Consider the following 20,969-nt stretch of genomic DNA (forward strand, 5'->3'; position numbering starts at 1 on the left):
GCGGGGGCGTTTGCGGCGGGGCATAGAAACAACTTTGAAGATCAATGATTGGCCAACTCTCTGCCCCAAGATGCCCTTGGCCTTAACCAAGGGCATCAGACCGAGACAAATTCACACTCTACTGCGCCCATGGCATCCAGACGATAGTGCCAAGACAATTTAGAAGCCTGCGGCCTTAAAATCTTCGCCAGTGTAAAGCAACGGTAGCTGACGAGTTATGGATAGGGCCGCCGCAAAACAGTCTCCATAATTGAGTTGGGCTGCATGGTCGCCGCCTTTGCCGTACTGCTGATACAACCTGGCCCCAGATCTGGCGAGATCAGCATCCACAGCCACATAGTCCAGATCCAGAATGATTAACAATTCATCGACCTCAGCTGATACTCCTTTTCGCCAGGCCACCACCAGCAGTTCTTGTAAGGTTCCTCCGGACATCAGTAACACGGGTGCGTCCAAAGCGAGCTCGTAGAGTCTTTGCCAACCCACCTGCTTCAGCGCGATTGCCATGACGGCCGATGTATCCACAATCATTGGGGTAGACCAGTCTCGTCATAGAGAGCATCACTGGCGAAGTCATTGGCTTTAGCCTGGGCCGCCACCTGAATTGAGGGTAATTTTTGGGCCAACTGAACCTGTCGCCGCTGTCGGCGAATCTCTTGGTACTCCCGTTCCAGAGCCGCCTTGACAATCTCCGTCGGCCCCAGCCCGGTCAGCTGCCGTATCCGCTGAATCAAGTCATCGACTTCGGCATTTTTAATGTTGATAGCCATCGATTCTATAGCCAGATTCTATAGCCAAATTCTACACTTTTTGCAGCACAAACAGGCTGCCCTGGTTGCCGCGACCAATGCGCAGGTCATCGTCGAGGTAGGTGATTTCGAGCCAGCCGGCGGAGCGATCGCGGTTGATGGCAAAATCAATGCCCCGCAGCAGTGAGAACTTGGGCGTGGTTTGCAGGGCCTGAATCAACTGGCTGGGCGACTGGTAGCCCAGGGCTGTTTGCAGCCCCACCACACCGCGCTCGAAACGGACATTCACCCGCTGGGTCGAGACGGGCTCTAGGCTGGCCACCACCGACACCAGGCCCGACAGCAGCGGTGGCCCCTGAATTTCAGCAATGTTGTAGACACGGTTTTCGGCCAGGCGAAGACACTGGTAGATCGGGCCTAACGAGGCCAGCGGTATGCGATCGATATTGAGCAGTTCCTGGCTGGTGGTATAGAGCAGCCGCCAGTCGCCATCGAGCAGTGCCGTCGCCTGGAGCGGGTCAGGGGTGGGGTTGCGGCCCTCCAGGGTGGTGGCGGCAGCCTGAATGGCGGTGCGATCGTCAGGGGTGGTATTAATCCCCCGGTTGACCGAGGCAACGGCATCGAGTAGCTCAGCTTTGCCTAACATAACCAGTCTCCAGGGGGTACCAGGGGCATAATAGGGCAAAACTTCAGCCGCCCGCCGCTGGAGGTCTCTGCTACGATGAAATGTCTGTGTATTGCGTGTTGCTATAGGCCACTATGTCTTCTAAGTACTACAACCCATCTTTGCGTCAGGTGCCCCGCAGTGCCAAAGCGCCAATTTTGCCATCTTCTGGCAATTCATCGATTTTGCAATGGCTAGAGGACATCGGTCGCCTGCGCAGCCGCGAAGTGGTCGAAATCATCCCCGATGAGGCCGAAAACGAAGAAATTTCGGATCTGATGGGCAATGACGATAACTTTGAAGACGATGACGACAGCGATGTCAGCCTCAGCGATGACGACGACTAGATCTGCCTTGAGTCAGGTCGCGCCTGCCGTTAAGTCTTGTAAAACTTCGCCCCTGAATGCAATCATTCATTTAGACTTCCTGACTATTTCCTGTCACCCGCCTGTAGTCAACGGAAGGATCATCCAGTAGACTCCTGGGGTGTGTGGTGTGATGCAATTGAGGATTCGTTTGTGGATGCGAAGTTTTTAGCATCAAAGCGGCTATCGCTAAATGGCCAGGTGATGTTTTGGCTACTCGGTGTGGGGTTGAGTGCGGCTGCGATCGCCTTCGATGGCAGTCTGGGTAACGGTATTAGCCTGGGCGCATCAATTACTGTTCCGTTTTTGATGGCAGCGTTTGGTAGCAGCCTGGCCGGTTTTTGGGCCGTGCCGCTGCTGCGGGCGCTCAAGACTGGGCAATTTATTCGTGAAGAAGGCCCCCAGGGCCACCTGAAGAAGGCCGGTACTCCCACTATGGGGGGTGCTTTCTTTGTGCCATTGGCGGTGATGGTAGCCCTGGTTGCCACCGGGTTTGCCCGCGATACCGTGGCGGTATCGCTGCTGACCCTGGCCTACGGTGCCATCGGCTGGGTCGATGACTGGCAGGTGATCAAGCGCCGTTCCAACAAGGGGATCTCGCCCCGTGCCAAGCTGGGTTTACAGGTGGCGATCGCGCTGCTGTTTTGCCTCTGGGTGTTTGCCAGCCAGCCCCTGACTATTACGACCGTGGCGCTGCCCTTGGGTCTGGGGTTACCCCTAGGGTTTTTATTTTGGCCGCTGGCAGGGTTTGTTTTGGTGGCTGAGAGTAACGCCACTAACCTAACCGATGGCCTCGACGGGCTGATGGGCGGTACGGGTGCGATCGCATTTATGGGTCTGGCGGCGATCGTTGCCCCCAGCCACCCCGACCTGATGGTTTTTTGTGCTGCTATGGCTGGCGCCTGTCTGGGCTTTTTGCTGCACAACCACAACCCGGCCCGTGTATTTATGGGCGACACAGGTTCTTTGGCCCTGGGTGGTGCTCTGGGCGCCGTTGGCATTCTCAGCGGCAACCTGTTTGCCCTGCTGGTGCTGACGCTACTGTTCTTTGCCGAGACCCTGTCAGTCATCATTCAGGTCAGCTATTTCAAGGCGACCAAGGGCCCCGACGGCGTCGGCAAGCGATTTTTCAAAATGGCACCCCTCCACCACCATTTTGAGCTGTCGGGCTGGTCAGAGATTCAGGTCGTTGCTTCGGCCTACCTAGTGACGGCTCTACTAGCAGCCGTAGCGCTCCAGCTTCAATAGCCAGCCCTGGCACCCCACCCTTAAGGGCCGCCGCCATGGACACCTCAAACCTGCATCCCCTCGGCACCCCTGCCAACGCCTGGTGGGTCAACGCCCAGGTGGCTGACATCAGCCGCCCAGAGCAACCGCCGCGTTTGGTTACCTTAAACACCCAAACTAAGCAGCTGCGGTTTGATCTCAACAAAACCGCCTGCCTGGTCATAGATATGCAGAACGATTTCTGCCATCCCAACGGCTGGTTAGCTAGCATTGGGGTCGATGTGGCCCCCGCCCGCCAGGCGATTCAGCCCCTACAAACGTTGTTGCCCGCCCTCCGAACGGCCCAGGTGCCGGTGGTGTGGGTCAACTGGGGCAATCGCCCCGATCTGCTCAATATCAGCGCCGGACTGCGCCACGTCTATAACCCCAGTGGGGTTGGCGTGGGGCTAGGCGACCCACTGCCCGCCAACAACGCCCCGGTGCTGACCAAAGGCAGTTGGGCCGCAGCCGTAGTCGACGAGCTCGGGTTGCAGCCCGAGGATGTCTGGGTAGACAAATACCGCATGAGTGGCTTTTGGGATACGCCCCTCGACAGTATTTTGCGTAATCTGGGCAAAACGACGCTGCTCTTTGCCGGCGTCAATATCGATCAATGCGTCATGGCAACGCTGCAAGACGCCAATTTTTTAGGCTACGACTGCATTCTGATCAGCGACTGCAGCGCCACCACCTCCCCTGACTACTGCACCCAGGCCACCCTCTACAATGTCAACCAGTGCTTTGGCTTTGTGGCTGACAGCCCTGCGGTAGCTGCTGCCCTGGAGTCAGACTCTGGCTAGGCCCAGGCTGTAAAACAAAAATTTTCTTGCTTAAACCTGGTGCAATTGCTCTAATTTGAACTACCCTTGGGCAGACCAAATTTGCAGAACTCCCTCAGGCTTGTTTTTGTTTTAGCGCCCCTTCTACCGTCACCATGAACGTACCCTTTTCTCCCGAATCTGCTTACTCCGGCACCGTGGCTTCAGAGGCACCCCAAGCCAGTCGTCAGGCGCCATCGGTGCCAATCTCGGTCTATCGTGAGCTAGCGACCGAGCTACGGACTAACCAGGCGATGGTTGACTCGCTGACCCAGCAAAATCAGCAGCTGACCCAGCAAAACCAGGTGCTGCGGCAGGAAATGATTCGCTTTGCTGACTCGGCGGCCCGCCTCAAGCAGGCGATCGAGAGCAGCCAACCCCAGCCGGTAGAGATGACTGCCACCGTGCGATCGCCCCTAGAGGTCGGCCCCAGCGAGACGGCAACCAGTATGCCCCTGTACCCGGTTCAGGCCGAAGACGACCTCTCAGATTCGCTACCAGAGCGGCTGTCGGAGTCAGTAGGTGAAGGGGTTTCTACCCTGGCCAGCCAGATCACCCAGATGGTCAAGCCCAAAGGCAAAAAGGCCAAGCCGCCCCAGCGCCCCCAGGCCAAACCCCCTCAACGGCTCTATACCGAAGAACGCCTCGACCCCAACCGCCCAGGTCAGATGAGTCAGCGCCCCTCGGACCTGAGTGGGCTATGGCTGTCTGCAACCATTTTGTTGATTGTAGTCAGCGCCTTTGGAGCGGGGTTTTTGATTATGAAACCCCTGTTAAGCAACTCTCGCTAGGGCCGAGGGTTGCAGTGGGTGGCTAGGGCGCTCAAAACCGACTCCACCCAGCCGGGCTTATCCAGCTTTTGTAGCTCTCAATACAGTACTCTAGGGGTCAGGCCCGATACACATAAACCGAGTCCAGAGACATTCGCTGAAAACTCCTAGTTTGATTTATGAAAAAAATAGAAGCTATCATTCGCCCCTTTAAGCTCGACGAAGTCAAGATTGCCCTGGTCAATGCTGGCATCGTGGGCATGACCGTTTCTGAGGTACGTGGCTTTGGTCGCCAAAAAGGTCAGACTGAGCGCTATCGCGGCTCAGAATATACCGTCGAGTTTCTGCAAAAGCTCAAAATTGAGATTGTGGTAGAAGATGCTCAGGTCGATACCGTAGTCGATAAAATTATCTCTGCGGCTCGCACTGGCGAAATTGGCGACGGCAAAATCTTTGTTGCCCCCGTAGACGAAATTATCCGTATCCGCACCGGCGAGAAAAATACCGAAGCCGTGTAGACCCGCTCCTAGGGCCATTGCTCAAAGAGCTGATCGATAAATTTTATTGGCACAACACCCCTACAGTAGCGGGCCTGAGTCCTAAAACTCAGGCCCGCTACTGTACAGGGAAGGGTCACTTCCTATAGGCGATCGCTAAGATTGGCGCTGATCGCGGTTATGCATCACCAGTTCCCCAATCGTCACCACGCCGTCGCCATTGAGGTCGGCAGCGGGGTCGTTGAGGTTGGTCTGGCCTGCATTAGCCGCAGATGCGATCGCTAAAGTGGACAGCACAATGGTCAAACCAGAGAGTAAGTAGCGTTTCATAGGGTTCTCCTTGCAAAGGGATTAGCCTTTGCTTGCTAAGTGGTCTATACCCTTTAGGATGTAGCCCTAGCCTGAGAACCCACAAAAATGTAGCGTAGAATACGCTTAGCCCTGGCTTAAAAAGAAATTAACGTTGGCTCTATTGGCCAAAACCTTGTCCCAGAGGGTATCTCAGGGATAGCAAGGGGCTTGCTTTAGACCGTTACAGCAACGCAGTCGTCAGCGTTGTGACAACCCAATGATTTTTTGTTGCCAGCGTTTACCCACAGGCAACCTTGCAGGGCATAGCCGGGGCTTAAGCCGGGAGGGTTCAACCTGTTCAATAGCCATCAGGTTGGAGGTAGACCCGGTAACCACAGCGACGGCAATGATGGCGGCAACGGTGGCAAGCAGGTCTAAGCAGTGCAGCGCGATCGCAGCACTCGAGTCTGGGGATTTCATGGAAAGGGGCAAAAAAAAACAAACAATCTTTTCTCCAGTCTACCTGTTTGTAACTTTAGACACAAATTAATCTCGGGCATACCCCTCAGGCGTCCCTGGGAATTAACCCCGCCATCGGCCTGCGTGCTCGCAACTAGCGCATGGCAGCAACATATTCAAGCGGCATATATCGCTTCACCTAGCCGATACTGCTGTTGTTGGTAGTCTTCACCAACCGACCGGCACACCGTAAACGTAGGCTGCTTAGGGCTGCCAATAAACACCCGCCCGCCCAAACCTCGATAGTCCACAACCCAATATTCTGGAATGCCCGATCGCAAAAAACGCAGACCAGATTTGTTTGGTCTGCGTTTGAGTTAATGGGCTTTAGCAGCAGTTAGGCCGCCTGGGGCGATTGCAGTAGAGCCTGAATTGAGGCTTTCTCTAGCAGACCCGCCAGAGAGCCATCGTTGCGAATCACCGCCAGCGCCTGAATCTTGCGGGTTTCTAGGGTCTTAACGACCTCCATCAGCGGTTCTTCGGCTCCCACGGTGATCATGTCACTGGCAGATTCCATAATTGCCGCCACGGTGGTATTGGCCCACTGCTCACGGGGCACCTGCTTGAGGGCATCCACCAGCACCGTACCCACCATCATCCCAGTTGCGTCAGCGACTAAGAACTTGCGCCAGGCCGAAGGAGCGGCCAGCAGGGCATCGTCGGCAAACTCGCGCAGAGAAGCGCTGGCGCTGACCACCGGGCTATCGGCGGCGATCGCATCCTCAGCCGTCAGACCCGCTAAACGACCCTGCACCTCACCGAACTGAGCGCTGCGGTTGGCATTTTGGAGCAAGAATAGACCAATCAACAGCGTCCAAATGCTGCCCACGGGGCTGAGGCCCACAATCGAGGCAGCACCGAGAGCGATCGCCGTCCAACCAATCAACTGCCCGACGCGGCTGGCAAATACCATCCCTTTGTAGGGCTGCCCGGTAATTTTCCACACGATCGCCTTCAGCACATTGCCGCCGTCCAGCGGCAGACCAGGGATCAGGTTGAAAGCACCCAGAGCCAGGTTAATGTAGGCCAGCAGCGCCACAATGCCCGCGATCGGGCCACCGACGGGGAGCGCAAACCCAAGCGCAGAAAACAGACCAAACAGCGCGAAGCTGACCAGGGGGCCTGCGATCGCCACCCAAAACGCCCCTTTCGGCGTTTCAGACTCTTTCTCTAGGGCCGCCAGACCACCAAACAGAAACAGCGTAATCGAGTTGACCCCAATGCTCTGCTTCATGGCCGCAAAGCTGTGACCCAACTCGTGGGCCAGCACCGAGGCAAACAGCAGCAGCGCTGCCGCTAGACCCAGCACCCAGGGCAGCGACCCACCCAACAGCGGAAACGCTGCGGCCAGCCCGCTACCGTACTGCCAGGTCACCAGCAGCAGCACCAAAAACCAAGACACATTCACATAAAAGGGAATACCAAACAGATTCCCAACGCGTAAGTTGCCATTCATAGGGCACCTCGTAATCAAAACCTGAGGACAGGTAGACACACTGTTGAGAAGCATCTCCCTATCCATGGGCTTATTGTAACGAACTGTTAACGAGTGTCTCATCTGCCTGAGGTGGTGAGAACCGAAGGATTAGGGACGGGTTGGCGTCGGCGGTAGCGGCCAGGGAGTGGAGGCGCTGGGGAGCGGAGGCAATTTCCTCAGCTCTGAATTGCCGACTTTCCCAGTCTCCCCATCCCCTCATCCCCCAGCCGCCAAAACCTCCCTACCCACCACAACATAGTCTTGCCAGCCAATCTCGGCTTTAGGATCTTTCACGTCATAGACCGCCGTGCCCACCAGGGCTGCTTTTTGAAAGGCCGCGTAGCGGCGAATGCCCCCCTCAAATAGCGGCAACCCAGTGGTGGCCAGCATTTCCCTCACTTCGGTGCCCGCCCGACTCGGGTAGGGCGGAATCATCGTCAGCAGAACACGGTAAGGGGCAATGGCTAGCCCGGCCAAATGTTGCACCATCAGCGCCAGGGCGTCGAGGGCGAGGATGTCGGGGGTGGTGGGCAGCACCAGCAGGTCGCAGGTCGCCGCCAGCAGGGCCAGATCGTCGGCGATGGGGCGGGCCTGGGTGTCAATCACCACGTGCCCAGGGCGAGGAATGTCGTTGGCCTGCCATTGATCAACTACTTGAAATGGTAGCTGGCCACGGCTGGCCCAGCTCAGGGCCGAGCGGTTGGGGTCGGCGTCGATCAGGAGGGTTTCAGCATAGCCCTGCAAAAACGCAGCCAGGTGGATGGCGGTGGTGGTTTTGCCCACGCCTCCTTTGAAGCTGGCTACGGTCACGATCATGGCGTAGGGGCAAGCAGGGGGCTCGGTTTGAGCGGCGCACTAACAAGCATGGGCTGCCATCATTGTCTGGTTTGCCCTGGCAGGTAGCAAGTGGGTCATTAAGGCAAGGTCACCGAGCAACCAGTTGGTGCCTCATTTTGCAGCCCGTCTACCGAGTTGTGATCAAAACGACACCGCCCATGATTAACCCCAGCCCGACCAGACGCCCTAGGGAGAGATTTTCTTTAAAGACGATGACGCCAATCAGCACCGATGCGACGTAGATCAGCGCCGCTGAGGGAGCGGCAATGCTGAGCTTTACCCGGGTCAGCAGCAAAATATAAGAAACCGCTCCTAGCCCATAGGCAGCCAGCCCCGCGAGTAAGGCTGGGGTCGTGACAATGCTGAGAACGTGGTCTATGGCGTTGGCACCGGTTACTTTTCCCAGCTGCAAGGCTCCCAGCTTGAGAAAAAACTGGCCAAGGGAGCTGGCAAGCACCGAAATTAACAATAGACCAAATTCTAGAAGCGTCACAGGCTCTCCTTAGGCCAACAACAGGCTATAACGTCAGCCATGGCGCAGAGGCGTATCTTAGCGAATTGTTAGGGGCTAGAACCAGACCCACCAGCGAACCTCTGTTCCTCAGGCTAGGATATTAGACACCGTACTAGCCCCAGATTTTATATGACCGGCAAAACTCTCTTGGTTGGGCTGCGGGCCGACCAGTTTCGTCACCCCCTCGATCTCGAGGCCACCCGAGCGCTGAAGCAGCTACCGGGGCTTGATACAGCGGTACGCATGGTCTTGGCCCCCCTGGCGGAGCGGTTCTTTCATCTCGACCATTTGGCATCGAGTTTGCAGGTTAGCGATCGCCAACTGCCCGACTTATACCAGTCGCTGGTTGAGGCCTGCCGCATTCTCGACCTCAGCGTGCCCCAGCTCTACGTGCGCCAAAACCCGGTGCCCAATGCCTACACCTTTGCCATGTGCGGCGAAGACCCGTTTATCGTCATCCATACGGCCCTGCTCGAACTGCTGACCCCGGCCGAAACCCAGGCGGTGATAGCCCACGAACTGGGGCATCTAAAATGTGAGCACAGCGTTTACCTCACCCTGGCTAACCTGATCACGATGGCCGCTAGCCAGCTGCCCCTGGGAGAGGTGCTGGCGCAAAATCTTCAGAATCAATTGATGGAGTGGGTGCGCTGTGCCGAATTCACCTGCGATCGCGCCGCCCTACTGGTGGCCCAAGACCCTCGCATTGTCGCCTCGCTGATGATGAAGCTGTGCGGCGGCTCCCCCTCGCTGGCCGACCAGCTCAACGTCGACGCCTTTATCGATCAGGCCCGCGCCTACGATGCCATCAGCACCGATGCCCTGGGCGATGCCCTCAAGCAGATGCGCACCCAGGGGCTCACCCACCCGGTGCCCGTGCTGCGGGCCAGGGAAATCGATCGCTGGGCCAGCAGCCCAGATTATTTTGCTCTGGTGAAAAGCCGACCAGATCGGTATAATGGGGGTTCACCCAAGGGCGAATGGCGGAATTGGTAGACGCACCACACTCAAAATGTGGCGACTTCGGTTGTGCGAGTTCGAGTCTCGCTTCGCCCATATTATTTTAAGACACCCCAAGAGAGCTGCCCATGACACCACCGGGGCTACTCATTGTCGATGTGCAAAAAGGGCTAGATGACCCCTCGCTGGGGCGGCGTAACAACCCCGAGGCCGAGGCCAACATAGCGCTGTTGTTGGCGGCATGGCGCGATCGCACCTGGCCGATCATTCACATTCGCCACTGTTCTGTCGAGCCCCAGTCACCCCTGCGCCCCGAACTGCCTGGCAATGCCTACAAAGACGAGGTGCTGCCCCAGCCAGGCGAAATCGAATTTACCAAAACTACTAATAGCGCCTTTATTGGCACCAACCTGGAGGGTTACCTGCACGAACAGGGCATCGGCTCCCTGGTGGTGGTGGGGCTGACCACCGATCACTGCGTGTCTACTACCGTGCGCATGGCCGCCAACCTGGGTTTTCCCGTTACCCTAGTGGCCGATGCCACCGCCACCTTCGAGCGCCGTGGCCACGACGGCACGCATTATTCTGCCGATGCCATGCACGATATCAACTTAGCCAGTCTCCACCACGAATTCTGCACGATTTGCTCTAGCCAGCAGGTGCTGCAAGACCTGGCGTAGGGTTTACCCCCAGGAGATCTCCTTGAGGATCGGTTATTGCGACTTACCGACCGTCCCCTACAGCGATACTCTAACGAAGTTAGCACTCTGACCTAGCGAGTGCTAAGTTTGTCTCTGGAGAGCTGAAAGACAGGACATGGCAAAAAAAGTTTCCTTTGATGAGGCTTCGCGGCAGGCCCTTGAAAAAGGCGTCAACGCCCTAGCCGACGCCGTCAAAATCACCCTTGGCCCCAGGGGGCGCAACGTAGTACTGGAGAAAAAGTACGGGGCACCACAGATCGTCAACGATGGCATCACCATTGCCAAAGAGATCGATCTGGATGATCCCTTCGAGAATTTGGGCGCTCGCCTGATGCAGGAAGTGGCCTCGAAAACCAAGGATCTGGCGGGAGACGGTACCACTACGGCTACCGTGCTGGCCCAGGCCATGGTCAAAGAAGGCCTGAAGAACGTGGCGGCAGGTACTAACCCGGTCAGCCTGCGTCGCGGTATTGAGAAAGCCGTCGCGACCCTGGTCAAGGAAATTGCCGCTGTGGCCAAGCCCGTCGAAGGCAACGCCACCATCGCCCAGGTCGCTACCGTGTCGGCGGGCAGCGACGAAGAAATCGGCCAAATGATTGCCGAGGCCATGGAGAAGGTGACCAAAGACGGCGTCATTACCGTAGAAGAATCGAAGTCGCTCTACACCGAGCTCGACGTCGTGGAAGGGATGCAGTTCGATCGCGGCTACATCTCGCCCTACTTCGTGACCGACCAAGAGCGCATGGTGACCGAGCTCGACAACGCTCGGGTATTGATCACCGACAAAAAAATTGGCTCGATCCAAGACCTGGTGTCGATTTTAGAACGCACCGCCCGCGATGGCGCGCCCCTGCTGATTGTGGCCGAGGACATCGAAGGTGAAGCTCTGGCCACCCTGGTGGTGAACAAGGCCCGTGGTGTGCTGAATGTGGCCGCTGTTAAGGCTCCCAGTTTTGGCGATCGCCGCAAGGCTATGCTCCAAGACATCGCTGTCCTCACCGGCGGTCAGGTGATTTCGGAAGAAGTAGGCTTGAGTCTCGAAACCGCCGACCTCGACATGCTCGGCACCGCCAGCAAAGTCACCATTACCAAAGACACCACCACCCTGGTTTCCGAGGCGGGCAACAAAGCTGACATCGACAAGCGCATTGAGCAAATTCGCCAAGAGCTGGATCGCACCGACTCTGACTACGACAAAGAGAAGCTCTCTGAGCGCCTGGCCAAGCTGGCGGGGGGCGTGGCGGTGATCAAGGTCGGTGCCGCCACCGAAACCGAGCTCAAAGACCGCAAACTGCGCATTGAAGATGCCCTCAGCGCCACCAAAGCAGCGGTCGAAGAGGGCATTGTGCCCGGTGGCGGCGCTACCCTGCTGCACCTGGCTCCCAAGCTGGAAACCCTGAAGGCCTCTCTCAGTGCTGAAGAGGCGATCGGGGTAGACATCGTCATGCGGGCAGTGGAAGCTCCCCTGCGCCAGATTGCCGACAATGCTGGCCAAGCGGGCTCTGTGGTCGTGGAGAAGGTCAAGTCCCAGGGCTTTCCCGTTGGCTACAACGCCCTCACTGGAGCCTACGAAGACTTGATCCAGGCAGGCATTATCGACCCGGCTAAGGTAGTGCGCTCTGGTCTGCAAGATGCGGCCTCCATTGCGGGTATGGTGCTGACCACCGAAGCTCTCGTGGCCGAAATTCCCGAACCCCCAGCTCCTGCTGGCGATCCTGGTATGGGCGGCATGGGCGGTATGGGCGGCATGGGCGGCATGGGTGGTATGGGCGGCATGGGCGGTATGGGCGGCATGGGCATGATGTAAACGACCGCGCCCTATCTCTGAATAAATGATTAACCTCTAGGGGTGCAGCCTTGGCTGTGCCCCTATGCTTTATCTGGCCATACGTTTGGAAGTAGGTGCGATGTCACGGCGTAGACATAATTCAGATACCGATGCTCTGTCCCGCTCTCAATTGCGGTCGGGGCAAGTTATAGAACCGAGGACAATTCACGGCCTTCACGGCCCACTGGACGACGATGACGACGAGCTATTCGACTTTACCTACTCGCTCCCCGGTGCGCTGCCAGGAACCCTCCGGATTTCTGCAGATGCCCTACCTACGGAGCTGGTTTTAATCAGCTACAACCCTGAGACGGTCAACAGCGCCACCATTGATCACCCTGAAGAATGCCGTTCTGTGGGAAATGCCGGCAACGTCAACTGGCTCGATGCCCGTGGCCTGGGCACCGAGACGACGCTGCTACAGATGAGCCAAACCCTGGGCTTTCATCCGCTGATGCTGGAAGACATTGTCAATGTGCCCCATCGGCCTAAGGTCGATTTCTATGACGGTAAAGTGCTGATTATTATGCAGATGGTGCGGCCTAAACCCACGGGCTCAGGGGTGGCCAGCGAGCAGGTTAGCTTTGTGCTGGGTCAAGACTTTTTGGTGACTTTTCAGGAGGAGCCCGAGTGGGACTCATTTGATCCGGTGCGCGATCGCATTCGTCGGGGCACTGGCGTTATCCGTCGCCAGCGGGCCGACTACCTGGCCTATGCGCTACTAGACACTATTGTGGACAGCTTTTTTCCGGTGTTAGAAGCTCTGGGCGAAACCCTCGAAGATCTCGAAGATGAGGTGGTCGAAAACCCCAGCCGCGCCACCATCGAAAAAATTCACCGCATGCGCCGGGGTCTGATGAAGCTGCGCCGCTACATCTGGCCCCAGCGCAGCGTGATCAACGGCCTGATCCGCGATAGCGACGAGATCATTAGCCAGGAGGTGCGGGTTTACCTACAAGACGTCTACGACCACATCGTGCAGGTGGTCGACATCATCGAGAGCTACCGCGAGATCGCCGCCAGCCTAATGGATGTCTATCTCTCCTCGATCAACAACCGCATGAATGAAGTGATGAAGTTGCTGACCGTTATTTCCTCTATCTTCATTCCCCTTACCTTTATTGCCGGGGTTTACGGCATGAACTTTGACCCCAGCACCTCACCTTTCAACATGCCTGAGCTGGAGTGGTACTGGGGCTACCTGATTTGCCTGGGGGTGATGGCGGCCATTGCCGCGCTGCAAATCTATTGCTTCTGGAAGCGAGGCTGGTTTGATAATTTTTCGATCACAAAACGCTGATACCATAGCAACGCCCTTAACCCCACATCCCGATGGATCTCAAAGCCCACATCCGCGATATTCCCGACTTTCCCCAGCCCGGCATTTTGTTCCGCGACATTACACCGCTGCTGGGCAACCCGGCCGCGATGCAGTACAGCATTGATCGCTTTGCCGAACAGGTCGCTGACCATCGTCCCGACTATATCGTTGGTATCGAGTCGCGGGGGTTTATCTTTGGTATGCCCCTGGCCTACAAGCTGGGGGTGGGGTTTGCCCCGGTGCGCAAGCCCGGCAAGCTACCCGCCGCCGTGCATCGGGCCAACTACGCCCTGGAATACGGCAACGATACCCTGGAGCTGCATCAAGATGCTTTTCCTGTGGGCAGTCGGGTGATGATTGTCGATGACCTGATCGCAACGGGCGGCACGGCAGCCGCCACCGCCGAGTTGATCGCCAAAACGGGCTGCACCGTGGCGGGGTTTGGGTTTGTGATTGAACTGGTAGGCCTAGCGGGGCGTGCTAAGCTTCCCGATGTGCCCGTTACCGTGCTGTTGCAGTACTAGAAGGGCTCCGCATCAGGCATTAGGGCCAGGGCGTAATGCAGGCAGCGCAGCACCACAAACCATAGAATTGCGATCGCCAGCCCCAGCCCCAGGCGATTGAGCCACCAGATCGAGGCCAGCACCAGGACGTTAAAACCGGTTGCACTTCCCAATAAAGCTCCCGATCTTTGTAAGATAAGGGTTCGCAGAGAACGATTGAGGGTAGCAGGCGGTTCATGCACGACGTGTTAGTCATTGGCGCTGGGCCAGCGGGGCTATCGCTGGCCACTGCCCTGGGTGAGGCAGGCTTAGCTGTGCAGGGGTTAGCCTTGGATGACCCGGCTCACCCCTGGCCCAATACCTACGGTATTTGGGTCGATGAACTCGACGATCTGGGCCTGGTACAGTTTTTAGATCACCGCTGGAAAGACTGCGTGGTCAACGTTAACAGTGGCTCGTTGCCGCTACACCGTGAGTATGGACTGTTAAATAAAGATCGGCTCCAGACCTATTGGCTCACCCAGGGTGAACGCCATGGGGTGGTTTGGCACCAGGGCAAAGCGGCTCACATTGAGCACTGCGCCACCCATAGCCAGGTGACCACCGAGGCCCGAGAAACGCTGACGGCCCGCCTGGTGGTCGATGCCACTGGCCATCGGTCGGCCTTTGTGCAGCGATCGCCTGCCCCAGCGCTGGCATTTCAGGCCGCCTACGGCATTGTCGGGCGATTCTCAACGCCGCCCATTCGGCCGCAGCAGATGGTGCTGATGGACTATCGCGATGACCACCTCACCCCGGCCCAGCGCCAGGAACCGCCGACCTTTCTCTACGCTATGGATTTGGGCGATGGGGTGTACTTTGTGGAAGAAACCTCTCTGGCCCACCATCCGGCCATCTCAATGGCGGTGCTCGAGACTCGGCTGCACCAGCGGTTAAGGTATCGAGGGGTCGATATTAAAGAGACCCACCACACGGAACGCTGCCTGTTTCCCATGAATCAGCCCCTACCAGACTTAAACCAGCGGGTGATTGGGTTTGGTGGGGCGGCCAGTATGGTGCACCCAGCCTCGGGCTACATGCTGGGTGCGCTACTGCGGCGGGGGCCGGGGCTGGCCAAGGCGATCGCCATCGCGCTCAATGCCCCCCACGCGACGCCAACCCTAGTGGCCAGCCATGCCTGGAACGCTCTCTGGCCCCCCGATCGCGTCCGCAAGCACTATCTCTACCTTTTTGGCCTAGAAAACCTGATGGACTTTGATAGTCCGCAGCTTCACCAGTTTTTTGCGGCTTTCTTTGCCCTACCCACCGATGACTGGGCCGGATTTTTGGCCGATGGCCTGGCTTTGCCAGACGTGGTGCAGGCGATGATCGGTCTCTTTGGCCGTGCCCCCAACCCCGTTCGCTGGGGGTTAATGCGATCGGTATTTAGCCATGGGCACCTGCTCAAGCAGACGCTGATGGGCTATTAAAAAGCAGGCGATTAACTCGCCTAAGAGTATTCCACCTAAAAAAACATCCCGATCAGGAACGCGAACTCGGCCCATTGGGCCGGTCGCAGAGAGACACCGGATAGGTATTTAGTTGAACACTCTAAATAGACATAACCAGGCCTCGAGAATGTCTCGGGGGTACGATGATGCTGCGTCCAAGGTGACATAGCGTATACTCTGGGATGATACCGTGTAGGCTTTGTCCATGGACGGACAGGCTAACTTTCGCACCCAATGTGGGCAACCTGACTGTATTCCGTGGGTAGCTGCGTTGCCTCTACCCAGCCGTCGTACCTGTTGCTGTCGAGTCCATCATGGAGAACCCGTTTATGGCTGAGTTACCCAACGCCCCAGGGGCCCAACCTTCGCCACCTCCACCTCCCAGACCGCCTCAGTCGGCCCCGGCTCCTACCCCCCAGGCCACGGCCCAAGCTCGGGCCGCAGCCGCAGCCCGGGCTGCGGGTCAGGCCGCGGCTGGTACCGCTCCGGCTGCTCAAAAACCGCCGACCCCGGCTGCTGCTGGAGCCCCAGCCCCTGGCCAAGCGCGTCACCGCCCGGCCTCTCCACCGCCCATGCCTAAGGCCGCAGAAACGGCTAAGGTGAGCAGTGGCCTCACCCTTGAGAAAATTGTGCGCGAGGCCTTTGACAAGGGGTTCTCTGACGTTCACCTCGGGGTTGGTGAGGTGCCTCGATTCCGCGATCGCGGCGACATTGCACTCACCGACTATCCTGTCGTTGATGAAGCCACCTTCTATGGCTGGCTCGAAGAAATTCTCAAGCCCCACGAAATTCAAGAGTTTAAACAAACCCTCGACTTTGACGGGGCCGCTCAGTACGAGTTCACCCGCATCCGGATCAACATCTTCGACTCGCTGCGCGGCCCGGCCATGGTGCTGCGTCTGATCCCGGTGAAGATTCTCACCCTCGATCAGCTGGGCTTCTCGCCAATTTTTCGGGATGTGTGCCACTACCACAAGGGCCTCATCCTGGTGACCGGGCCGACGGGCTCTGGTAAGTCAACCACCATGGCGGCGATGATTGACTACGTCAACACCGAGATGCCCAAAAACATCATCACCATCGAAGACCCGGTGGAATTTGTGCACCAGAGTAAGCGATCGCTGATTAAGCAGCGAGAAGTGGGCATGCACACTCAAAAATTCGACACTGCCCTCAAGGCCTCGCTGCGGGAAGACCCCGACATCATTCTGGTGGGTGAAATGCGGGACAAAGAAACGGTGAACACCGCCCTCAAAGCGGCCCAAACCGGTCACCTGGTGATGGGAACTCTGCACACCAACAGCGCCGTTAAAACCGTAGAGCGTATTCTCAACCTCTACGAGCCTGAGCAGCAGGCTCCGGTGCGGGTGGCCATGGCAGAGTCGCTGGTCGCGGTAATTGCCCAGGGCCTATGCCGCACTACCGATGGCAAGCGAGCCGCCTTCCACGATATTTTGATCAACACTGACGCAATCAAAGACTACATTTTGCGTGGTCAACTCGACGAAGTCGAAGCGCTCATTCCCAAATGTAACTTCGACGGTATGTGCACCATGAACCAATCGCTCTACGCTCTGTACGAGTCGGGGCGGATTACCGAGGAGATCGCCCTAGAAATGTCGCCCAGGCAAAACGAAATGGCCCAAATGCTGCGGGGCCGTGTCTAACGCCACCCAGGTTAACCCAGTCGCCTCCAGCTTTAAAGGGATTGCCCTGTTTACCCCTGGAGGCGACTGCGTCTACTGCATTGACGAGCAAAAGCGTGCTCACTGGCACCTTGACCTGTGCGCCACGCTGCAAAGCCATCTAGGCCTAGCCGAGCCGCCTTACTTTCTGCTGCCCTGTTATACCGCCACCGTCGATCGCTGGATCAACTCATCAACTCAGGTTGCCAAAATCGTTGCCGAGGCTTACCCTCGTGCCCTACGGTTTCAACCGCTGCTCAACGCTTTATTTGGCCTCGGTGACCTGCCCTGGCAGCCCAACTATGGCAGTGCCGAAGAATGCTCTGTGGCATTGATAGAATCCTATCGATCGGCATTTCCCCAGTTGTGGGAATGCCATGATTTAATCATTCGGGTTGAGCAAGTGGCGGCTAAGCTCTTGGATCCATTGCCCCAACCCAAGTTAGATGCCGCCCTCCAACTCCAGCCCTATAGCCTTAAGCTATTCGTCAACGGCATTGATACCGCTGCTACCGAAAAAATGCTGAGGCTTCTGCACACTACGCTCGAAAATTCGCTGTTGGGCGCCTACACGCTGCAAGTGATCGATGTCATCACCCACCCCGCCGCCGCCGAAGCGGCTAATATCTCAGCCACACCTACCCTGATTCAAGTCTCACCAGCGCCGCAGCGGCGGCTGGTGGGCAACGTGCTTAACCAGGAACAAATGGCCCAGTTATTGGAATCTAGCTAATGCCACCTGGGCCACCCAGGATAGGGCTGCCCAGGTGGCTATGCCTTCTACGACTGCGCCTGGCACCCCGAGAGCACCATGGCATCATCGACTTCTACCAGGGCTTCGTCACCCTTGTTCCAGAAGGTGGTGGTGCCATCGCTGTAGCGAGCACCGGAGGCGGCCTCAGTGGCGGGTAGGGTAACCGGCTCTTGGTCAGGTAGAGTCACGATCGCGGCTGGGGCATCGGTAAACTGAGCGGTAATGATCTCTCCGCCGGGGCACTCAAAGACTACGACGTCACCGTTAGCCATAGAGTCATCGGCAGTCATCGCTTCGTCGGTGGCCACAGGGTCGTCGCTAACCGAGGTGTCGGGAGTACTGTTGCAGCCGGCTAGAGCTAGCCCGGTCAGGGCGATCGCAACGATAGACGCCTTGATAGTGAATGTCATGATTCAAAGTCTCCATTTCTATGGTCAGGGGGTAAAAGCCCACTAGATCAGCGATACATTTTGTATTGCTGATTACATTTGCTCCGGCTAGACATTCTAACGACTCCAGTGCCCAGTGAGACTAATCGCCTGTACCAGTTTGAAAAGTAGGGTCTGGCGGCAGCATCGGCGTAGATTTAGTAACAAAGCGCTCTAGACGATTGCGCAGAAGGGCGACTCACCCGACAATGGGCAGAAAAATGGCTCGCTTTTTCTTTGGCTAGTGATTTATGTCAGCAAAAAATGTTGTGTCTCTTGGGCTACTGCTCTTCATCCCGGTCTCGGTTTGGGCAGAACGCATGGAGTGGGGTGCCCTGACGGTGTTTGGCCTATCGGCCCTGGCTATTGTGCCTCTGGCTATTTGGTTGAGCACCGCGACCGAAGAGTTGGCATTGGTAACTGGCCCCACCATTGGTGGTCTGATCAACGCCGTATTTGGCAACGCCACCGAGCTGATTATTGCGTTAGTGGCCCTAAAGGCAGGGCTGATTGATATTGTCAAAGCCAGCATTACCGGCGCGCTGCTGGCCAACCTGCTGCTGGTGCTGGGCCTGTCGATGTTTTTTGGCGGGTTGCGCTACAAAGAGCAGACCTTCAACCAGACGGTTGTGCGCATGAATGCCTCAACCATGAGTCTGGCCGTGGTGGCCATTGTGCTGCCCGCTATGGTGATCAACACGTCGAATATTGTTGAGCCTGAGACGATTGAGCGCCTCTCGCTGACCGTGGCAGCGGTGCTCATTTTGGTCTACGGGCTGACCCTGCTGTTTTCACTCAAGACCCACAGCTATTTATATGACGTGGGGGTGACTGATTTGGACGAAGCCGCCCATGGGGAGGCTGAGAAGCCCAATGTTTGGCTCTGGCTGGGGGTCTTGGTGGCCGCCACCCTTGGCGTCGCCGTAGAATCTGAGATTTTTGTCGGGGCGGTAGAAGAAGCCGCCACTAGCTTAGGGTTTACCTCTCTATTTACGGGGGTAATTTTGCTACCGCTGGTGGGGGGCGCGGCGGAGTATCTGACTGCTGTGCGGGTTGCCAGCAAAAATAACATGGACCTGGCGGTGTCGATCGCCATGGGGTCGAGCCTGCTGGTGGCGCTGCTGGTGGCCCCCATTCTGGTGATCGTGGGCTACTTTATTCACCAGCCGATGGATCTCAACTTTGGGCTATTTGAGGTGATCGCGGTGGTAATTGCAGTGTCGTTTGCCAACCTGATTAGCCTGGATGGGCGATCGAACTGGCTGGAGGGGGTGCTGTTGCTCTCGACGTTTGTGATCTTGGGGGCGGCGTTTTTCTTTCACCCGGTGTAGGGCGTTAAAGCGTATCTGGGTCGAGGCCAAGCTCTCTGAGCTTGGCTGCCAACTTCTGGGCCTCGGCCTGGGCTTGCTCGGCCTGCTGTCGGGCCTGCTGGGTTTCAGCCTGGGCTTGCTCAGCCTGCTGTCGGGCCTGCTGGGTTTCAGCCTGGGCTGTTTGAACGGCGGCTTGAGCCTCCAGAGCAAATTCTTCAGGGGTTGGGACTAACTGGCCAGGGGCAAAAAAGTACCGGAGCTGGCTGTCATGGATGCCCAGGTGGAGGTTGAGCTGGGCGCTCCAGAGCAGCCCGTCGGCGTTTGGGACAATGGGCTGATACTGGCCTTCGACCAGGGCAAAGCCCTCTAATTCTAGGGTGTCTGGGCTAAACCAGAAATATTCGGGGGTGCGGAAGGTGTCTTGGTAGAGCTGCTTTTTTAGGGTGCGGTCGTGGTTTGCGGTGGAATCTGACAGCAGCTCTACGATCAGGTTGGGGTATCGGCCCCCCTCGGCCCACACGGTCCAGCTTTTGCGGGGGCGCTTTTCGGCATTGAGCACCACAAAGAAGTCTGGGCCTTTAAAGTCGCGGGTTTTGACCTGGTCGGCGCTGTAGTAGATGGTGAGGTTGCCGGCGGCGAAGTAGTCGGTTTTGTCGCGCCACACCCAGTCGAGGCATTTGATCAGCAGCAGCAGTTGTTGCAGGTGCAGGTAGCTTTCCAATTCGGGTTCGTCGCTGGCTAGGTCGCAGGGGGGGAGGGGAACCGTGGGCGGTTCGGGAACGAGTAAGTTGGGGTCGTTGGCGAGAACCATAGTCACCCTTGGGTGCGTTGATATTCAGTTTAACGGTTGAGGTTGATGGGGGGCCAGCCACCCGTGTGATCTGCCTTAACCCTCGGGCCGCCGTTACCCACCGACCGTCCTGGTAGAGAAGCTTGGCAGGGGAGCAGAAACCGGGTTTCTGGGGTTAGGGCAATAGCCGCCGACAACCCACAGCAGAAACCCGGTTTCTATACATAGGGGGTTTCGCTATGGATAGACGGTGCATTGCGGCTAGCCCTGCTCTCGTTACCCTCCAGTGGGCCCAGGTTAAGTCAGAGCAAGCGCCATAGCACCCTGCGGCATGGTCGGATCAGGTCTCTGTGGGGGGTTGCTTCGGCTGCAAAATATCTGTAGGGTCTATGTGACTTCTGGTTAGGGTTTTGCCCTATGAGCCCCCAGTCT

25 protein-coding genes, 1 tRNA gene and 1 pseudogene are annotated in these 20,969 nt (G+C 57.4%); 15 read left to right on the forward strand and 12 right to left on the reverse strand.

What is annotated here, in order from left to right; translation table 11 throughout:
• Positions 1 to 159: 159 nt before the first annotated feature.
• The 3 genes from IQ254_RS15400 to IQ254_RS15410 are packed head-to-tail and all read right to left on the reverse strand — an operon-like array spanning position 160 to position 1,395.
• A complete protein-coding gene (locus IQ254_RS15400; protein ID WP_228040763.1) occupies positions 160 to 531 on the reverse strand; it encodes a type II toxin-antitoxin system VapC family toxin in 372 nt (123 codons plus the stop codon).
• On the reverse strand, positions 528 to 770 hold the full coding sequence (locus IQ254_RS15405; protein WP_193967047.1) for a type II toxin-antitoxin system VapB family antitoxin: 243 nt from the start codon (positions 768 to 770) through the stop codon (positions 528 to 530). The genes IQ254_RS15400 and IQ254_RS15405 overlap by 4 nt, the downstream gene beginning before the upstream one ends.
• 31 nt (positions 771 to 801) lie before the next feature.
• On the reverse strand, positions 802 to 1,395 hold the full coding sequence (locus tag IQ254_RS15410) for a PAP/fibrillin family protein (protein WP_193967048.1): 594 nt from the start codon (positions 1,393 to 1,395) through the stop codon (positions 802 to 804).
• A 113-nt stretch (positions 1,396 to 1,508) separates the two neighbouring features.
• On the opposite strand from IQ254_RS15410, the gene IQ254_RS15415 reads away from it, so the two are divergent.
• The 5 genes from IQ254_RS15415 (at position 1,509) to IQ254_RS15435 (ending at position 5,150) form a co-directional block, all read left to right on the forward strand.
• On the forward strand, positions 1,509 to 1,760 hold the full coding sequence (locus IQ254_RS15415; protein ID WP_193967049.1) for a DUF3134 family protein: 252 nt from the start codon (positions 1,509 to 1,511) through the stop codon (positions 1,758 to 1,760).
• Positions 1,761 to 1,931: 171 nt separating this feature from the next.
• Positions 1,932 to 3,026 (forward strand): phospho-N-acetylmuramoyl-pentapeptide-transferase, encoded by a 1,095-nt coding sequence (mraY, locus tag IQ254_RS15420; RefSeq protein ID WP_193967050.1) that lies wholly within the window; start codon positions 1,932 to 1,934, stop codon positions 3,024 to 3,026.
• 35 nt (positions 3,027 to 3,061) lie between these two features.
• Positions 3,062 to 3,844, forward strand: coding sequence for a cysteine hydrolase family protein (locus tag IQ254_RS15425; RefSeq protein ID WP_193967051.1), 783 nt, complete (start codon positions 3,062 to 3,064; stop codon positions 3,842 to 3,844).
• Positions 3,845 to 3,978: 134 nt separating this feature from the next.
• On the forward strand, positions 3,979 to 4,653 hold the full coding sequence (locus tag IQ254_RS15430) for a hypothetical protein (protein WP_193967052.1): 675 nt from the start codon (positions 3,979 to 3,981) through the stop codon (positions 4,651 to 4,653).
• Between the two features lie 158 nt (positions 4,654 to 4,811).
• A complete protein-coding gene (locus tag IQ254_RS15435; RefSeq protein WP_193967053.1) occupies positions 4,812 to 5,150 on the forward strand; it encodes a P-II family nitrogen regulator in 339 nt (112 codons plus the stop codon).
• 135 nt (positions 5,151 to 5,285) lie between these two features.
• Here the strand turns inward: IQ254_RS15435 and IQ254_RS15440 are convergent, their stop codons facing one another.
• The 6 genes and pseudogenes from IQ254_RS15440 to IQ254_RS15465 form a co-directional block, all read right to left on the reverse strand.
• A complete protein-coding gene (locus IQ254_RS15440; RefSeq protein WP_193967054.1) occupies positions 5,286 to 5,459 on the reverse strand; it encodes a hypothetical protein in 174 nt (57 codons plus the stop codon).
• A 219-nt stretch (positions 5,460 to 5,678) separates the two neighbouring features.
• A complete protein-coding gene (locus tag IQ254_RS15445; protein ID WP_193967055.1) occupies positions 5,679 to 5,900 on the reverse strand; it encodes a hypothetical protein in 222 nt (73 codons plus the stop codon).
• Between the two features lie 155 nt (positions 5,901 to 6,055).
• Positions 6,056 to 6,211: pseudogene (locus IQ254_RS15450) on the reverse strand (Uma2 family endonuclease); the annotation flags it as partial.
• 65 nt (positions 6,212 to 6,276) lie between these two features.
• Positions 6,277 to 7,395 carry a site-2 protease family protein gene (locus IQ254_RS15455; protein WP_193967056.1) on the reverse strand — a complete coding sequence of 373 codons (1,119 nt, stop codon included), beginning with the start codon at positions 7,393 to 7,395 and terminating at the stop codon, positions 6,277 to 6,279.
• Between the two features lie 237 nt (positions 7,396 to 7,632).
• Positions 7,633 to 8,232: a ParA family protein gene (locus IQ254_RS15460; protein ID WP_193967057.1), complete on the reverse strand. Its 600-nt coding sequence runs from the start codon at positions 8,230 to 8,232 to the stop codon at positions 7,633 to 7,635.
• A gap of 148 nt (positions 8,233 to 8,380) precedes the next feature.
• Positions 8,381 to 8,746 carry an EamA family transporter gene (locus IQ254_RS15465; protein WP_193967058.1) on the reverse strand — a complete coding sequence of 122 codons (366 nt, stop codon included), beginning with the start codon at positions 8,744 to 8,746 and terminating at the stop codon, positions 8,381 to 8,383.
• Positions 8,747 to 8,896: 150 nt separating this feature from the next.
• On the opposite strand from IQ254_RS15465, the gene IQ254_RS15470 reads away from it, so the two are divergent.
• From IQ254_RS15470 to IQ254_RS15495, 6 genes are all read left to right on the forward strand, one after another.
• Positions 8,897 to 9,763, forward strand: coding sequence for a M48 family metallopeptidase (locus tag IQ254_RS15470; RefSeq protein WP_193967059.1), 867 nt, complete (start codon positions 8,897 to 8,899; stop codon positions 9,761 to 9,763).
• Positions 9,742 to 9,823, forward strand: a tRNA-Leu gene (locus IQ254_RS15475). Before IQ254_RS15470 ends, IQ254_RS15475 begins: the two co-directional genes overlap by 22 nt.
• Before the next feature lie 32 nt (positions 9,824 to 9,855).
• Entirely contained in the window at positions 9,856 to 10,407 is a 552-nt protein-coding gene (locus IQ254_RS15480; protein WP_193967060.1) for a cysteine hydrolase family protein, read from the forward strand.
• A gap of 136 nt (positions 10,408 to 10,543) precedes the next feature.
• Positions 10,544 to 12,235, forward strand: a complete 1,692-nt coding sequence (groL, locus tag IQ254_RS15485) for a chaperonin GroEL (protein WP_193967061.1) — start codon at positions 10,544 to 10,546, stop codon at positions 12,233 to 12,235.
• Between the two features lie 100 nt (positions 12,236 to 12,335).
• Positions 12,336 to 13,556 (forward strand): magnesium/cobalt transporter CorA, encoded by a 1,221-nt coding sequence (gene corA, locus IQ254_RS15490; RefSeq protein ID WP_193967062.1) that lies wholly within the window; start codon positions 12,336 to 12,338, stop codon positions 13,554 to 13,556.
• A gap of 32 nt (positions 13,557 to 13,588) precedes the next feature.
• The gene (locus IQ254_RS15495; RefSeq protein WP_193967063.1) at positions 13,589 to 14,101 is read left to right on the forward strand and encodes an adenine phosphoribosyltransferase; all 513 of its coding nucleotides are present in this window, start codon (positions 13,589 to 13,591) and stop codon (positions 14,099 to 14,101) included.
• Here the strand turns inward: IQ254_RS15495 and IQ254_RS15500 are convergent.
• Positions 14,098 to 14,253, reverse strand: a complete 156-nt coding sequence (locus tag IQ254_RS15500; protein ID WP_193967064.1) for a hypothetical protein — start codon at positions 14,251 to 14,253, stop codon at positions 14,098 to 14,100. The genes IQ254_RS15495 and IQ254_RS15500 overlap by 4 nt on opposite strands.
• A gap of 63 nt (positions 14,254 to 14,316) precedes the next feature.
• Here IQ254_RS15500 and crtL point away from each other — a divergent pair, with 63 nt between their 5' ends.
• The 3 genes from crtL (at position 14,317) to IQ254_RS15515 (ending at position 17,988) form a co-directional block, all read left to right on the forward strand.
• Entirely contained in the window at positions 14,317 to 15,549 is a 1,233-nt protein-coding gene (crtL, locus tag IQ254_RS15505; protein ID WP_193967065.1) for a lycopene beta cyclase, read from the forward strand.
• 350 nt (positions 15,550 to 15,899) lie between these two features.
• Complete coding sequence (locus IQ254_RS15510) at positions 15,900 to 17,237, forward strand: type IV pilus twitching motility protein PilT (RefSeq protein WP_228040764.1); 1,338 nt, start codon at positions 15,900 to 15,902, stop codon at positions 17,235 to 17,237.
• On the forward strand, positions 17,230 to 17,988 hold the full coding sequence (locus IQ254_RS15515; protein ID WP_193967067.1) for a circadian clock KaiB family protein: 759 nt from the start codon (positions 17,230 to 17,232) through the stop codon (positions 17,986 to 17,988). Before IQ254_RS15510 ends, IQ254_RS15515 begins: the two co-directional genes overlap by 8 nt.
• Positions 17,989 to 18,035: 47 nt before the next feature.
• Here the strand turns inward: IQ254_RS15515 and IQ254_RS15520 are convergent, their stop codons facing one another.
• Entirely contained in the window at positions 18,036 to 18,419 is a 384-nt protein-coding gene (locus tag IQ254_RS15520; protein WP_193967068.1) for an MliC family protein, read from the reverse strand.
• Between the two features lie 269 nt (positions 18,420 to 18,688).
• On the opposite strand from IQ254_RS15520, the gene cax reads away from it, so the two are divergent.
• The gene (gene cax, locus IQ254_RS15525) at positions 18,689 to 19,768 is read left to right on the forward strand and encodes a calcium/proton exchanger (RefSeq protein WP_193967069.1); all 1,080 of its coding nucleotides are present in this window, start codon (positions 18,689 to 18,691) and stop codon (positions 19,766 to 19,768) included.
• Between the two features lie 4 nt (positions 19,769 to 19,772).
• On the opposite strand, the gene IQ254_RS15530 is transcribed toward cax, so the two are convergent.
• Positions 19,773 to 20,558 (reverse strand): Uma2 family endonuclease, encoded by a 786-nt coding sequence (locus IQ254_RS15530; RefSeq protein ID WP_193967070.1) that lies wholly within the window; start codon positions 20,556 to 20,558, stop codon positions 19,773 to 19,775.
• Between the last annotated feature and the right edge of the window lie 411 nt (positions 20,559 to 20,969).

This window comes from Nodosilinea sp. LEGE 07088, from assembly GCF_015207395.1.
In the GTDB taxonomy this organism is placed as follows: Bacteria; Cyanobacteriota; Cyanobacteriia; order Phormidesmidales; family Phormidesmidaceae; genus Nodosilinea.

What these genes read in the sequence shown, in the direction of transcription:
- IQ254_RS15410 (WP_193967048.1), bottom strand. Translation starts at nt 1,395, where the DNA reads ATGTTAGGCAAAGCTGAGCTACTCGATGCCGTTGCCTCGGTCAACCGG.
- IQ254_RS15520 (WP_193967068.1), bottom strand. Translation starts at nt 18,419, where the DNA reads ATGACATTCACTATCAAGGCGTCTATCGTTGCGATCGCCCTGACCGGG.
- IQ254_RS15445 (WP_193967055.1), bottom strand. Translation starts at nt 5,900, where the DNA reads ATGAAATCCCCAGACTCGAGTGCTGCGATCGCGCTGCACTGCTTAGAC.
- IQ254_RS15460 (WP_193967057.1), bottom strand. Translation starts at nt 8,232, where the DNA reads ATGATCGTGACCGTAGCCAGCTTCAAAGGAGGCGTGGGCAAAACCACC.
- IQ254_RS15415 (WP_193967049.1), top strand. Translation starts at nt 1,509, where the DNA reads ATGTCTTCTAAGTACTACAACCCATCTTTGCGTCAGGTGCCCCGCAGT.
- IQ254_RS15425 (WP_193967051.1), top strand. Translation starts at nt 3,062, where the DNA reads ATGGACACCTCAAACCTGCATCCCCTCGGCACCCCTGCCAACGCCTGG.
- corA (WP_193967062.1), top strand. Translation starts at nt 12,336, where the DNA reads ATGTCACGGCGTAGACATAATTCAGATACCGATGCTCTGTCCCGCTCT.
- IQ254_RS15430 (WP_193967052.1), top strand. Translation starts at nt 3,979, where the DNA reads ATGAACGTACCCTTTTCTCCCGAATCTGCTTACTCCGGCACCGTGGCT.
- crtL (WP_193967065.1), top strand. Translation starts at nt 14,317, where the DNA reads ATGCACGACGTGTTAGTCATTGGCGCTGGGCCAGCGGGGCTATCGCTG.
- IQ254_RS15455 (WP_193967056.1), bottom strand. Translation starts at nt 7,395, where the DNA reads ATGAATGGCAACTTACGCGTTGGGAATCTGTTTGGTATTCCCTTTTAT.
- IQ254_RS15400 (WP_228040763.1), bottom strand. Translation starts at nt 531, where the DNA reads ATGATTGTGGATACATCGGCCGTCATGGCAATCGCGCTGAAGCAGGTG.
- IQ254_RS15405 (WP_193967047.1), bottom strand. Translation starts at nt 770, where the DNA reads ATGGCTATCAACATTAAAAATGCCGAAGTCGATGACTTGATTCAGCGG.
- IQ254_RS15495 (WP_193967063.1), top strand. Translation starts at nt 13,589, where the DNA reads ATGGATCTCAAAGCCCACATCCGCGATATTCCCGACTTTCCCCAGCCC.
- IQ254_RS15530 (WP_193967070.1), bottom strand. Translation starts at nt 20,558, where the DNA reads ATGGTTCTCGCCAACGACCCCAACTTACTCGTTCCCGAACCGCCCACG.
- IQ254_RS15510 (WP_228040764.1), top strand. Translation starts at nt 15,900, where the DNA reads ATGGCTGAGTTACCCAACGCCCCAGGGGCCCAACCTTCGCCACCTCCA.
- IQ254_RS15470 (WP_193967059.1), top strand. Translation starts at nt 8,897, where the DNA reads ATGACCGGCAAAACTCTCTTGGTTGGGCTGCGGGCCGACCAGTTTCGT.
- groL (WP_193967061.1), top strand. Translation starts at nt 10,544, where the DNA reads ATGGCAAAAAAAGTTTCCTTTGATGAGGCTTCGCGGCAGGCCCTTGAA.
- IQ254_RS15435 (WP_193967053.1), top strand. Translation starts at nt 4,812, where the DNA reads ATGAAAAAAATAGAAGCTATCATTCGCCCCTTTAAGCTCGACGAAGTC.
- cax (WP_193967069.1), top strand. Translation starts at nt 18,689, where the DNA reads ATGTCAGCAAAAAATGTTGTGTCTCTTGGGCTACTGCTCTTCATCCCG.
- IQ254_RS15440 (WP_193967054.1), bottom strand. Translation starts at nt 5,459, where the DNA reads ATGAAACGCTACTTACTCTCTGGTTTGACCATTGTGCTGTCCACTTTA.
- IQ254_RS15480 (WP_193967060.1), top strand. Translation starts at nt 9,856, where the DNA reads ATGACACCACCGGGGCTACTCATTGTCGATGTGCAAAAAGGGCTAGAT.